This window comes from Bradyrhizobium sp. 134 (assembly GCF_023074155.1).
In the GTDB taxonomy this organism is placed as follows: domain Bacteria; phylum Pseudomonadota; class Alphaproteobacteria; order Rhizobiales; family Xanthobacteraceae; genus Bradyrhizobium.
In genome coordinates this window covers 296803-309079 of the sequence record NZ_JADPKX010000069.1, presented here as the reverse complement: position 1 = coordinate 309079, position 12277 = coordinate 296803, and the positions used below count along the sequence as shown (strand labels likewise).

At 64.6% G+C, this 12277-nt stretch carries 13 protein-coding genes; 4 read left to right on the top strand and 9 right to left on the bottom strand.

Translation table 11 applies throughout. The features are described 5' to 3' along the window. The first annotated feature begins 48 nt into the window (after window positions 1–48). Window positions 49–462 (top strand): GFA family protein, encoded by a 414-nt coding sequence (locus IVA75_RS26605; protein WP_247289746.1) that lies wholly within the window; start codon window positions 49–51, stop codon window positions 460–462. A gap of 29 nt (window positions 463–491) precedes the next feature. Beyond that, on the top strand, window positions 492–1658 hold the full coding sequence (locus tag IVA75_RS26600; RefSeq protein WP_247289744.1) for an aminotransferase class V-fold PLP-dependent enzyme: 1167 nt from the start codon (window positions 492–494) through the stop codon (window positions 1656–1658). A 30-nt stretch (window positions 1659–1688) separates the two neighbouring features. Here the strand turns inward: IVA75_RS26600 and IVA75_RS26595 are convergent, their stop codons facing one another. Genes IVA75_RS26595 through yajC form a run of 6 tightly spaced genes read right to left on the bottom strand, consistent with a single transcriptional unit; the run spans window position 1689 to window position 7345 of the window. Next, complete coding sequence (locus tag IVA75_RS26595) at window positions 1689–2933, bottom strand: threonine ammonia-lyase (RefSeq protein WP_247289742.1); 1245 nt, start codon at window positions 2931–2933, stop codon at window positions 1689–1691. Window positions 2934–2978: 45 nt separating this feature from the next. Then, window positions 2979–3842 carry a phytoene/squalene synthase family protein gene (locus IVA75_RS26590; protein ID WP_247289740.1) on the bottom strand — a complete coding sequence of 288 codons (864 nt, stop codon included), beginning with the start codon at window positions 3840–3842 and terminating at the stop codon, window positions 2979–2981. After that, window positions 3839–4222, bottom strand: coding sequence for an Mth938-like domain-containing protein (locus tag IVA75_RS26585; RefSeq protein WP_007590678.1), 384 nt, complete (start codon window positions 4220–4222; stop codon window positions 3839–3841). The genes IVA75_RS26590 and IVA75_RS26585 overlap by 4 nt, the downstream gene beginning before the upstream one ends. Window positions 4223–4282: 60 nt before the next feature. Then, complete coding sequence (gene secF / locus IVA75_RS26580; RefSeq protein WP_027567077.1) at window positions 4283–5302, bottom strand: protein translocase subunit SecF; 1020 nt, start codon at window positions 5300–5302, stop codon at window positions 4283–4285. 10 nt (window positions 5303–5312) lie between these two features. Further along, window positions 5313–6917: a protein translocase subunit SecD gene (gene secD / locus IVA75_RS26575; protein WP_018458020.1), complete on the bottom strand. Its 1605-nt coding sequence runs from the start codon at window positions 6915–6917 to the stop codon at window positions 5313–5315. A gap of 47 nt (window positions 6918–6964) precedes the next feature. Then, window positions 6965–7345 (bottom strand): preprotein translocase subunit YajC, encoded by a 381-nt coding sequence (yajC, locus tag IVA75_RS26570; RefSeq protein WP_247289738.1) that lies wholly within the window; start codon window positions 7343–7345, stop codon window positions 6965–6967. Window positions 7346–7525: 180 nt separating this feature from the next. Here yajC and IVA75_RS26565 point away from each other — a divergent pair, with 180 nt between their 5' ends. Beyond that, complete coding sequence (locus IVA75_RS26565) at window positions 7526–8542, top strand: ATP-binding protein (RefSeq protein WP_247289736.1); 1017 nt, start codon at window positions 7526–7528, stop codon at window positions 8540–8542. Window positions 8543–8704: 162 nt separating this feature from the next. Here the strand turns inward: IVA75_RS26565 and IVA75_RS26560 are convergent, their stop codons facing one another. Then, on the bottom strand, window positions 8705–10096 hold the full coding sequence (locus IVA75_RS26560; protein ID WP_247289733.1) for a LysM peptidoglycan-binding domain-containing M23 family metallopeptidase: 1392 nt from the start codon (window positions 10094–10096) through the stop codon (window positions 8705–8707). Window positions 10097–10205: 109 nt separating this feature from the next. Next, window positions 10206–10856, bottom strand: coding sequence for a protein-L-isoaspartate(D-aspartate) O-methyltransferase (locus tag IVA75_RS26555; RefSeq protein WP_247289723.1), 651 nt, complete (start codon window positions 10854–10856; stop codon window positions 10206–10208). A 225-nt stretch (window positions 10857–11081) separates the two neighbouring features. Here IVA75_RS26555 and IVA75_RS26550 point away from each other — a divergent pair, with 225 nt between their 5' ends. Next, on the top strand, window positions 11082–11453 hold the full coding sequence (locus IVA75_RS26550) for a response regulator (protein WP_007590670.1): 372 nt from the start codon (window positions 11082–11084) through the stop codon (window positions 11451–11453). 24 nt (window positions 11454–11477) lie between these two features. On the opposite strand, the gene surE is transcribed toward IVA75_RS26550, so the two are convergent. Next, window positions 11478–12245, bottom strand: a complete 768-nt coding sequence (gene surE / locus IVA75_RS26545; RefSeq protein ID WP_247289721.1) for a 5'/3'-nucleotidase SurE — start codon at window positions 12243–12245, stop codon at window positions 11478–11480. Window positions 12246–12277 lie beyond the last annotated feature (32 nt).

The window sequence follows — 12277 nt, the reverse complement described above, 5'->3', positions numbered from 1 at the left end:
CCGGCCAATATGATCGCGCCGCTATCCTCAACCAACCTGAGGCGATCAATGGCCAAAAAATACACCGCTCAATGCGCCTGTGGCGCAATCAAGTTCGAATTCAGCACCGATCCGTCCTTCATCGCCAATTGTCATTGCAACGACTGCAAGCGCGCTTCCGGCGGCGAGATGGCGACCTTCTTCGCGGTGCCCGAGGACGATTTCACGCTTCTCTGCGGCAAGCCGAAGGCGTTTCACTACATCGCCAATTCCGGCGAAGGCCTGGATCGCAATTTCTGCCCGGAATGCGGTTCGCGGGTCTTTACCACTAACCTCGATAGCTTCCCCAAGACGGTCTTCGTCCAGTTGGGCAGCCTCGACCGGCCCGACCTCGTCGCACCGAAGCTCGAGATGTTCACCAGGCGTCGCATGTCGTGGAACACGCCGCTCAACCTGCCGCAGTTCGAGGAAATGCCGCACTGACGCGACGATAGTCCGAGCCGGAGATTGACTTGATCAACATCGAGCGAGTACGTGCCGCCACGCCAGCCACTTCCAGGCTTGCGTATCTGCACAACGCGGGGGCGGCTCTCATGCCTGTCGCTGTCGCCGAAGCCATGAAGCAGCATATCGATCTGGAGAGCGAGGTCGGAGGCTATGCCGCCGCCGACCGTGAAGCGCCCCGGCTTGAATCCGTCTACGGCTCAGTGGCGCGCCTGCTGAATGCCGCACCCGATGAGATCGCCCTCATGGAGAACGCGACGGTTGCTTGGCAGATGGCGTTCTACGCGCTTCCATTTCGTCAGGGCGACCGGATCCTGACCGCCGAGGCGGAGTACGCTGCCAACTATGTCGCCTTTCTCCAGGTCGCCAAGCGAACAGGCGTCGCGATCGACATCGTGCCGAGCGATGCGAGCGGCGAGCTCGACGTTGACGCGCTCGAACGCATGATCGATGAGCGCGTGAAACTGATTGCGATCACATGGGTTCCGACCAATGGCGGGCTGGTCAATCCGGCTGCGGCCGTCGGCAAGATCGCGCGAGCGCGAGGCATTCCTTATCTGCTCGACGCCTGCCAGGCGGTCGGACAAATGGCGGTCGACGTGGAGGCCATCGGCTGTGACATGTTGTCGGCGACCGGTCGCAAATTCCTCCGCGGCCCGCGCGGCACCGGTTTTCTCTACGTCCGCCGGGCGATGCTGCAGCGGCTCGAACCGCCAATGATCGACCACTTCGCCGCACCCTGGGTGTCCCGGGACGCTTACCGGCTGCGTGACGATGCGCGCCGTTTCGAGACCTGGGAGAACAACTACGCAGCCCGGCTTGGGCTGGGCGCGGCTGTCGATTATGCCCTCGATATCGGGATAGGCCCCATCGAGCAGCGTTGCCGCATGCTGGCGGACCGCCTCCGGGGCAGCCTTGCGTCCATTCGCGGTATCAGAATTCGTGACCTCGGACGCGCTCCGGGAGCCATCGTCAGCTTCACGGTGGACGGGTACGAGGCTGAAGCGGTCGTCAGCAACGCGGCCGCAGCCGGCATCACGATCGGTGCCTCAGATCCGTCGAGCACGCGCATCGATGCCGAAATTCGCTCGCTGCCGCCGGTGGTGCGCGCCTCCCCGCATTACTACAATACGGAAGCCGAGATCGATCGGTTGATCGTCCATCTGGCGGTTTGACGCCGCGATAGCGGCGGGCGCGCGCACAGCTCAGGTACAGCGCGCACTCAATCCGGATGCCCCAAGCTTCGCCATGACCTCGTCGAGATGGGCGCTGTCGCGGGTCTCGATCACCAATTGCAGCAACGTTGCCTTGGCCGGAAGATCCGAGAAGGTGCGCTGGTGCGAGACCTCGATGATGTTGGCGCCGGCCTCGGCCAGCAGTGCCGCGACCGCAGCCAGTTGGCCAGGCCTGTCGGGGATGTCGAGCGACAGCTGGGTGAGCCGCCCCTCGCGCGCCAACTCGCGGGTCAGGACCGATGCGATCAGCCGAGTGTCGATATTGCCGCCGCTCAGCACCAGCCCGACCTTCTGGCCGGCGAAACGGGATGGGTCGGACATCAGTGCGGCGAGACCGGCGGCGCCGGCGCCTTCGACAACGGTCTTCTCGATCGAGATCAGGGTTGCCACCGCGCGCTCGAGCTCGGCTTCGTTGACGAGCGCAATGTCGTCGACAAGGCGGCGGACGATTTCGGTCGTGAGCTTGCCGGGCGACTTCACCGCAATGCCTTCGGCGAGTGTGTCGCCACGCGCCGGCAGATTGCCGTTATGGATGGCATTGTACATCGAGGGGTAGAGCCAGGCCTCGACGCCGAGGATCCGCAGCGACGGCTTGATCGATTTCGCGGCAATGGCGATCCCGCTGATCAGGCCAGCGCCGCCGATCGGGACGACCAGCGTATCGAGCTCCGGCACGGCCTTGAGTATTTCCAGCCCGACCGTGCCCTGCCCCGCGATGACAAGCGGATCGTCATAGGGATGGACGAAGATCATGCCGCAGGCTTCGCCGTGGCTGCGCGCATACGCGGCCGCCTCCTCCAGCGTGGCGCCCGTCACCACCACCTCGGCGCCGTGATGCCTGGTGTTTTCGACCTTCACCATGGGTGTGCCGACCGGCATGACGATGGTGGCGGGAATGCCGAGCCGCTTGGCGTGATAGGCGACGCCTTGCGCGTGATTACCCGCCGACATCGCGACGACGCCTCGCGCGCGCTCCTCCGGCGTCAGCGCCGTGAGGCGGTTGAGCGCGCCGCGCTCCTTGAACGAGGACGTGAACTGGAGGTTCTCGAATTTCAGCCAGATGTCGCAGCCGCAGATCTTGCTCAGCGTGCGGCTGTAGCTACAGGGCGTCTCGACGACGGCGCCGCGGATCGTCTCGGCGGCGGCATGGATGTCGGCCGGTGCGACCGGAAGGCCGCTGAGATCTGAGGAGATGCTTTGGGACAACTCAGCCATAGGACAGCATAGAGCATTTGCCCGGCTCCGGCGATAAGCCAACCGCTATTTGGTAAATTCCCGCGAACGTGAAGCCCGCCAAAGAGTCCAAAGCGCACGCAGCCGCGATAACGGTTGCGGCGTAAATGGATTGCGCCCGGGCTGCGACAGGCGCTTGAGGTCGGCCCGCGCTTGTCCGAGCGGAAGGAACGCTGGACGCACTGATGCCGGCACCTCCACCAGCAGCGACAAGGCCGTCGTCAAATGTTGCCGCGCCTCGCCCGAGAGTTGGTCCAGCGCGGCGCGCAAGTTTGGCGTCTCCTTGCCGGCGAACACGTCTTCCACGTCGCAATCGTGGCTCGCCAGCACCTGCTGCGGCATGAACAATTGCCGGCGCGCCGCATCGCGCGGCAGATTGGCGATGACCTCTACGATGCCCTGCGCCAGCCCGGCATGGCGGGCGAGATGCTCGGCCGCCTCCGACGGTGGTCCCATGATCCGGGCGGCGAGATCGAATAGCGCCGATGAGGTCGCCGCGAGGTAGCCTTCCAGCGCCGCCATTGTTGGCATTGGGTCGTTGTAGAGATCGAATTGATGCTCGTCGGCGAGCAGCGACAGCGGCTCGACCGGCAGGTCGAAATCACGGATTGCGCGGAGCAGCTCCGCCGCTACCGGATTGCCCTCGGCGCTGCCATGGACCTGGCCCGACAGCATGTCGGTCCACCATTGCAGGCGGATTTCACCGGGCAAGGGCTGGCTCACCTGGTCGCGGACGCGGACGATCTCGACATTGAAGGCATAGAGCGCCAGCAGCGCGCGACGCTCGGCAGCGGGCGCGAACAGGGTCGCGGCATAGCGCGGAAAGTCGTGGCTGCGTACGAGGTCAGCGCAGAACGCGGCAGAATCCGGCGCCGGCGCGGAGCCACTCATGGCACGGCGATCAGCGCGGCCGCGACGCGCCGCCGTTCGCCGATCATGATGTTGTAGGTGCGCACGGCGGGACCGGTCTGCATCGTGTCCAGAACCACCCGCGCCGCTTTGAGCGCCTGGCGCAGTTCCGCTGGCGGCAGCCAGACCCCGGTTCCGGTGCCGATCAGGAGCGTGTCGATGCTGTTGGCGGACTTGAAGACTCGATCCAGCGAATAGCGGTCGATCTTCGCGGGGTCCGTTATGTCCCAGGCCCAGATCGCGTCGGGCAGGCAAAGCAGCGATCCCCGATGCGACATGCCGGCAAAGGCAAAGCCGCCCTTGCCATAGGCTTCGATCGGCGCCGAGCGGGGGAAATGCGGTGCGTTGGGATCGCCGGCCATGAGCTTCGTCCGAATGAGCTTACTGCCCTCGCAAACTCCTGCGAGGGCATGCGGTTCGGATCATGCCTTGCTTTTCTTCGCCGGCGTAGCCTTATCGACCGCATCTTCGCGATGCTCGCCGACGCCGAGATAGATCAGGATCGGGGCTGCAATGAAGATCGAGGTATACGTGCCGACCAGCACCACGCCGAACATCATCACCGCGGTGAAGCTGTGGATGGCATGGCCGCCGAACAGCAGCAGCGCCAGCAGCGCCAGCGTCACGGTGAAATGGGTGATGATCGAGCGCGACAGCGTCGAGTTGATTGATTCGTTGAGAAGCTGCGGCATCGGCATCTTCTTGTAGCGCCGCAGCATTTCACGAATGCGGTCGTAGATGACGACGGTGTCGTTGAGCGAATAGCCCAAAATGGTCAGAAGCGCCGCGATGCTGGTCAGATCGAAATCGACCTGGCTGATCGACATGAATCCGATCGTCAGCACGATGTCGTGCACGTTGGCGATCATGGCCCCAAGCGCGAACTGCCACTCGAAGCGGAACCAGAGGTAGACCAGGATCGAGACGATCGCCAGCATCAGGCCGAGCATGCCGTAGGCGAGCAATTCGCCCGATACGCGCGGTCCCACCACCTCGACGCGGCGATAGTCGACGGAATCGCCAAGCGCGGTGCGGACCTTCTGCACGGCCTCCTGCTGTGCGGCGTCGCCGCCCGGCTGCTCCGCCACGCGGATCAGGACGTCCGCGGGGCCGCCGAATTGCTGCAACTGGACTTCGCCGAGACGCAGGCCATCCAACGTCGTACGCATCGCCGCAATATCGGCGGTGCCAGACTTGGCCTGCACCTCCAGCAGCGTGCCGCCGCGGAAGTCGATGCCGAAATTCAGTCCATGGGTGAAGAACAGCGTGATCGCGACGATCGACAGCGCCGCCGAAATCGGGAAACTGATCCGGCGAAACCGCGTGAAGTCGAAATGAGTATCGTCGGGGACGATGCGCAGCGACGGCAGCCAGCCGAATGCCGCAACCACGGTGAGGATGGCAATGAGGACGCCGAGCCCGATGAGAACGGTGTGATTCACGATCAGGCTCCTAGATCGGCACGCTCTGCGGCCGCTTCCACCGCACCCACCAGGCCACGATCAGCCGGGTCAGGGTGAAGGCGGTGAACACCGTGGTGATGATGCCGATTCCGAGAGTCACGGCGAAGCCGCGCACCGGACCGGTGCCGATGTAGAACAGCACCGCGGCGGCAATGAAAGTGGTGATGTTGGAATCGAGGATGGTCGCAAGCGCCCGCTTGAAGCCGGCGTCGATCGCCGAGATCGCGTTGCGGCCGCCACGCAATTCCTCGCGGATGCGCTCGTAGATCAGCACGTTGGAATCGACCGCGATGCCGACGGTGAGCACGATGCCGGCGATGCCGGGCAGCGTCAGCGTGGCGTTGAGCAGCGACAACAGGCCGAAGATCATGGCCACATTGATGGCCACCGCGATGTTGGCGAACACGCCGAACAGCCGGTAGGTCAAGAGCATGAAGATGATCACCAGGATCGAGCCGACATAGGCGGCGAGCTCGCCCTTCTCGATCGAGTCCTGGCCGAGGCCCGGACCAACGGTGCGCTCCTCCACCACCGTGAGCGGTGCCGGCAGCGCGCCGGCGCGCAGCAGGATCGCGAGATCGTTGGCCGATTGCACGGTGAAACTGCCGGAGATCTGGCCCTGTCCGCCAGTGATTGGTTCGCGGATCACGGGAGCCGAAATGACCTTGTTGTCGAGCACGATCGCGAAAGGCAGCCCCACGTTCTCCTGCGTGGCCTGCGAAAACTTGCGCGCGCCTGACGTATTGAACTTGAAGCTGACGACGGGTTCGCTCGTGCGCTGGTCGAAGCTCGCCTGGGCATCGGTCAGATCGCCACCGGCGACCAGCACCTGCTTCTTGACCACATAGGGTGTGGGCGGCGGCGACGCGCTCATCAGAAGCTCGGATTCCGGCGGCAAGCGTCCCTGCTGCGCCTGATCGGGCGGCACAGACGTATCGACCATGCGGAATTCCATCTTCGCGGTCTTGCCCAGCAATTCCTTCAGACGGGTCGGGTCCTGGAGGCCGGGGACCTGCACCAGGATGCGGTCGTTGCCCTGGCGCTGGATGACGGGCTCGACGGTGCCGAGCTCGTTGACGCGGCGTTCGACGATCTGGATCGACTGCTCGATGGTCTTGCGCATGCGGTCGAGCATCGCAGCCTGCGGGATGGTGAGGCGGATCACGCCGCCGCCGGCGTCAGTGACATCCAGGTCGCGCTGACCGCTGGAGCCCACCAATCCGCCCAGCGGCTGGGACAGCTCGCGCAGCTTGGCGAGCGCAGGCTGCAGGTCGGATTCCTTGGTGATCCGCACCTCGGCCGCGTCGTTGCGCACGGTGACGCCGCCGGTGAAGCCGATCTTGGCATCGCGCAGCGTCCTGCGAACATCGTCGCGGACCTGGTCGAGCCTCTCTTTCTTCACATAGTTGCCGTCGACCTCGAGCAGCAGATAGGAGCCGCCTTGAAGATCGAGGCCGAGCACGAGCCGACGCTGCGCCCAGGCGGGCCAGGTCTTAACCTGCGCTTCCGGAAAGAAGTTCGGGACCGCGCAGAGGCACACGATCAGCGCCGTCAGGATAATCCCGAGCGCCTTCCACCGCGTGAAATACAACATCGACTGGACCTGTCAGATCAGGGGATTTCAGAGACTCGCGGAAGCGCTCACTTAGCCGCGGCGTCGTCCTTGGCGCTATCCTTGGCGCTTTCCTTGGTGCTTTCCTTGGCCGGCTCGCCCTTGGCGCGCACGCCGGAGACCATCGAGCGCATCTGCCGCACGCGCACACCATCGGCGATCTCGAACTCGATCTGGTCGTCGTCGACGACCTTGGTGACCTTGCCGACGAGGCCGCCCGAGGTCACGACGGTGTCGCCGCGGCGGATGTTCTTCACGAGGTCGGCGTGGTCACGGACCTTCTTCTGCTGCGGACGCAGAATCAGGAAGTACATGATCACGAAGATCAGGGCGAACGGCAGCAGCGACATCAACATGCCGCTGGTGTCGCCGGCGCCCGCAGCCTGGGCATACGCAGGGGTAATCAGCATTCGGACGATCCTCGTGAGAACGGGGGAAAACCGGTCAGGCCCAAATGGCGACCGGTTCGGTCAAATTCGCGCGGACTATAGCGGCCATTGCCCCAATTGCAACGCTGCCAGACCGCCCTTTTAGCCACCTTGCGGCGCGCGCTCAGGCCCGATAAGGCTGCATTCTCAGGAACTTCGGACATGCCCCAAAAACCAAGAAAAAGCCCGGCCGGCAAAGGCCCCCGTACCCCTGCCACGAAGCCAGCCCGCGTCGCGGCAAAACGTCCCAAGGCGGCCCCCAAAGCGGCTTCCAAGGCGACTTCCAAGACAACTTCGAAGGCCAGCCAAAGCGTCTCCCAGGAGCGCATCGTTCGCGCGCTGGAGACGATTGCGGCGCACCTCTCCGCTCAAGGCAAGCCCGCCGTCGAACGCGAGTCGTTCAAGCAGGCGGATGCTTTCGTCTGGCATCCGGACGGCCGCCTTGCGGCGGTGCCGCGGGTCAGCCGCGTCGAACTGTTCCTGCTCAAGGGCGTCGACCGGATGCGCGACATCCTGATGGAGAACACCCAGCGTTTCGCCAACGGATTGCCCGCCAACAACGCACTGCTCTGGGGCGCACGCGGCATGGGCAAGTCGTCGCTGGTGAAAGCCGCGCATGCCAGCATCAACGCGGAGCGCAAACCGGCCGACAGACTGAAGCTGATCGAGATTCATCGCGAGGACATCGAGAGCCTGCCGGCGCTGATGGAGCAGCTTCGCGCCTCGTCCTTCCCCTTCATCGTGTTCTGCGACGACCTCTCCTTCGACGGCAATGATGCGTCCTACAAATCGCTCAAGGCGGTGCTCGAAGGTGGCATCGAGGGTCGGCCGGAGAACGTCATCCTCTACGCCACCTCCAACCGCCGCCATCTGCTGGCGCGCGAGATGATCGAGAACGAGCGCTCGACCGCGATCAATCCCGGCGAAGCCGTCGAGGAGAAGGTCTCGCTGTCGGATCGCTTTGGTCTCTGGCTCGGCTTCCACCGCTGCAGCCAGGACGAATATCTCGCCATGGTGCGGGGCTATTGCAGCCATTTCGGCGTCAAGGTCGACGACGACGCGCTGGAGCGCGAGGCACTTGAATGGTCGACGACGCGCGGCTCGCGCTCAGGCCGCGTCGCCTGGCAGTTCGTGCAGGAGCTTGCGGGACGGCTTGGCGTGAAGCTGACGGCGACGTAGCAAGCTGCTGCCACTTCCCTGACCTGTCATTCCCCGCGCAGGCGGGGAATCCAGTATTCCGGAGACGGTTTTGATCGATCGAGACGCTGCGGCGTACTGGGTCGCCCGGTCGAGCCGGGCGACGACACCGCGTTTGTGGCGATGGCGTGCCCTACTCCGAGCTCACGCGCCGTTCAGGAATTGAAGCGGGTCAACCGGGCTCGATCCCTTACGGATCTCGAAGTGGAGCTGCGGCGACGCCACCTCCCCGGATTGACCCGATTTGGCAATGACCTGGCCGCGCTTGATGGTATCGCCGCGCTTCACCATCAGCTCACTCGCATGGGCATATGCGGTGACGTAGCCGTTGGAGTGCCGAACCAGGACGAGATTGCCATAACCTTTCAGCTCATTGCCGGAATAGGCAACGACACCGTCTTCAGCCGCCTTGACCGGCGTACCCTCGGGCACCGCGAGATTGATGCCGTCGTTGGACTTGCCATTGGTCTTGGCGCCGTAGCTCGTGACCACCTTGCCGCGCACCGGCCAGCGGAAAGTCGGCAGCGCGCTGGTGGTCTCCGCAGCTTTCGCCGGAGCTTCCGCGGTCTTCTCTTCGACATTTGCCGTGGCCTGGGCCAGGCGCGCGCTCTGCACCGGCGCGGCAACGGCCGCCATCTTGGTGGCGGGCGCCGTTGCGGCCGCAACGGGCTGCAGCGTCCCCGCGACGGGAGCGGCTCCGACCGGGGTCGCGGCAAGCGGTGCCGCGACAGCGGCGGTCTTGGCGCCGGGCACGGCCAGCTTGGCGCCGAGCTTGAGTTTTGCAGTGGGGTCGAGGCCGTTGGCGCGGGCCAGTTCGGCCGCCGAGATATGGTTCTTGCGGGCAATGCTGGCGAGCGTGTCGCCGTGGTTCACGAAGTGCGTGCTTGACGGCGCGGCAACGGCCGCAACCGGCCTCGCAGCAGGCGCCAGCGCGGGTGCAGCGGCAACGGGAGCCATGAGCGGCGCGGGCGCAGCGGCCGTAGCCTGGTGCGGAATGATCAGTTGCTGGCCGGGCGAGAGCGCGCGCGGGCCCTTATAGCCGTTGGCAGCGAGGATCGCCTGCGGCGTAACGCGATAGCGTTTGGCAAGCAGGTCGAGCGTATCGCTGGTGCCGACGATGATCTTGGTTCCACCGACCGGCTGGGCGGCTGCAACCGAGCGCGGCGGCACGGTGGCCGTGGTCTCCAGATGCGGCTGCGCCGGGGGTGCGTAGGACCCGACACCCCGGCCGCCTCCGGACACGCCGCCTGCCGAAACGGGGTAGGATTGCGGCGCGGACACCGCCGGCGGCAAAGGCTGCGACTGGTAATAACCGGGCTGCGTCTGCGGCCGCGAATATTGCGGCAACTCACGCTGCGGCGGCGGTGCCTGCTGCACCGAACCGGTCGATTCCTGCGCAAAGGGATTGGAGAAGTTCGACTGGGACATGCGCGACGACATGTCGGCGCTGCACCCTGCGAAGCTGAAGGAGATCAGCGCCAGCACCGCGACCTGCGGCACACGGCGCGAGTAAAGCAACTCGGCGGCAACGGACATGGTTACTCACTCGTACGCAACAGAACTGGTGTTTTAAGTAAACACGCGCCGAGTAAATAACGGCTTAACCCTCCCAATAAGATGTTGGCAGCACAGCCAATCCGGAATTCTACAGCTCCCGCGCCACACCGGGCAGCGCCGGCACGAACCGGACCTCGACGAGTTCCTTGCGCTCGATCCCGGCTTCGGTCCGGCTCAGGCGGATCAGCGTCTGCACCCCCTGATGCGGGCCGACGGGCGCGATCAGGATGCCGCCCACCTCCAGCCGCTCGACCAGGTTGTCCGGGAGCTGCTCCATCGCGGCCGTGACGATGATGCGGTCGAACGGGCCGATATTGGGGGGCAGATTGAGTCCGTCGCCCAGCATCACCTCGACGTTGTGATAGTTGAGCTTTTCAAGCCTGATACGTGCGGCATCCGCGAGCTTGCGGTAACGCTCGACCGTCAGCACCTGGCCGGCGAGTCGCGACAGCACCGCCGCCTGGTAGCCCGAGCCGGCGCCGATCTCGAGCACGCGGTGCTTCTTCTGAAGCTGGAGCTGCTCGGTCATGTAGGCGACGACAAAGGGCTGGCTGATGGTCTGCCCGCAGGCGATCGGGAGCGCGCTGTCGCGATATGCGCCGTCGCGATCGGCGTCGTCGACGAATTGATCGCGCGGCACCTCCTCCATGGTCCGCAGGACCGCCTGGTCGCTGATGCCCCGACGCCTCAGCGTGAGCTGAAACATCATCTTTTCCGGCGGGTGCTGATGGGGGGTCATTGCCTGCTTGTGCTGTCTTTACGGTCCGGGACGCCAGCCTGGGGCGCGAGATTCTTGTTCCGGCTCAGGGAACCCATGATAGGCTTAGGATGGCGTAGTTGACCACAATTTGGCTTGCAACGGGCGAGCCGCGATGGCCATTTTCAGGCATCCGTTCGTCGAAACGCGCATTGCGTCGATTCATGTTATCTGCGAACGTTTTTGGCGATGGGCAAGGACTCGACCATGACTGCGACGGGGCTTACCGGCCGCTCTGTATTCCTCGTGGAAGACGAGGTGATGATCAGGATGATGGTCGCCGACATGCTCGAAGAGCTTGGCTACAAGATCGCAGCCGAGGCTGGCGACATCACCGAAGCCATGCGGCTTGCCCAGGCAACCGAGTTCGACATCGCCATTCTCGACGTCAACGTCAACGGCAAGGTCATCTCGCCGGTCGCTGATGTCATCAAGGCGAAGGGCTGCCCGTTCATCTTTGCCACCGGATACGGTTCCTCCGGCCTGCCCGAGCAGTACCGTGATCGGCCGGCGCTTCAGAAGCCATTTCAGCTCGACGCCCTCGGCAAGACCATCGAAGCCGCACTTCGCGGCGGCTAGACCAAGTCCCGTGCCAGGTCGGACTTACTTCAGCGTCGTACTCAGCGCCTCGGAAAACGCCTCGTTGGTCCGGTCGAGCCTGAGCGGCGTGACGGAGACGTAGCGCTCGCGCAGCGCCGCGAGATCGGTGCCGTCGGCCGGCGTATCCATCATCGCGGTGCGCTCGAAGCCGATCCAGAAATAGGGATTGCCACGGCCGTCCCTGCGCTCGTCGATCTTGAGGAACCCGAGATTGCGCTTGCCCTGCCGCGTCACGCGAATGCCAAGCACATCTTCCGGCGCGCAGGCCGGGAAGTTGACGTTGATGACGGTGTCCTTCGGGATGCCGGCGGCGATCACCTTGCGCAGGATGTCGGGACCGAATTTGCGCGCCGTGTCCCACAGCGGCTGGTCGCGAGTCTCGACGCTGAACTCCTGCGACAGGGCGAAAGATGGTAATCCCAGGATGGTTCCCTCCAGCGCGCCGGCGATGGTGCCGGAATAGACCACGTCTTCGGCAACGTTGCGGCCCTTGTTGACGCCCGACAGCACGACATCGGGCAGCTTGGCGCCGAGGATGTGGCGCGCGCCCATGATGACGCAGTCGGTCGGCGTGCCGCGCACCGCAAAGTGCCGGGGTCCGACCTCGCGCAGGCGCAGAGGATCGTTCAGCGACAACGAATGCGACACGCCGGACTGGTCGAGCTCAGGCGCGACCACCCAGACGTCATCGGACAATGCGCGCGCGATCTCCTCCAGGACCTTGAGACCGGGGGCGTGGATGCCGTCGTCATTGGTGCAGAGAATGCGCATGCGAAAGGTCGATTCCTGAAGCGGGGTCTGAG

Coding starts and splice junctions, on each gene's coding strand:
- IVA75_RS26605 (WP_247289746.1), top strand. CDS start 49: ATGGCCAAAAAATACACCGCTCAATGCGCCTGTGGCGCAATCAAGTTC.
- IVA75_RS26595 (WP_247289742.1), bottom strand. CDS start 2,933: ATGGCTGAGTTGTCCCAAAGCATCTCCTCAGATCTCAGCGGCCTTCCG.
- IVA75_RS26590 (WP_247289740.1), bottom strand. CDS start 3,842: ATGAGTGGCTCCGCGCCGGCGCCGGATTCTGCCGCGTTCTGCGCTGAC.
- IVA75_RS26585 (WP_007590678.1), bottom strand. CDS start 4,222: ATGGCCGGCGATCCCAACGCACCGCATTTCCCCCGCTCGGCGCCGATC.
- secD (WP_018458020.1), bottom strand. CDS start 6,917: ATGTTGTATTTCACGCGGTGGAAGGCGCTCGGGATTATCCTGACGGCG.
- yajC (WP_247289738.1), bottom strand. CDS start 7,345: ATGCTGATTACCCCTGCGTATGCCCAGGCTGCGGGCGCCGGCGACACC.
- IVA75_RS26565 (WP_247289736.1), top strand. CDS start 7,526: ATGCCCCAAAAACCAAGAAAAAGCCCGGCCGGCAAAGGCCCCCGTACC.
- IVA75_RS26560 (WP_247289733.1), bottom strand. CDS start 10,096: ATGTCCGTTGCCGCCGAGTTGCTTTACTCGCGCCGTGTGCCGCAGGTC.
- IVA75_RS26555 (WP_247289723.1), bottom strand. CDS start 10,856: ATGACCCCCCATCAGCACCCGCCGGAAAAGATGATGTTTCAGCTCACG.
- IVA75_RS26550 (WP_007590670.1), top strand. CDS start 11,082: ATGACTGCGACGGGGCTTACCGGCCGCTCTGTATTCCTCGTGGAAGAC.
- surE (WP_247289721.1), bottom strand. CDS start 12,245: ATGCGCATTCTCTGCACCAATGACGACGGCATCCACGCCCCCGGTCTC.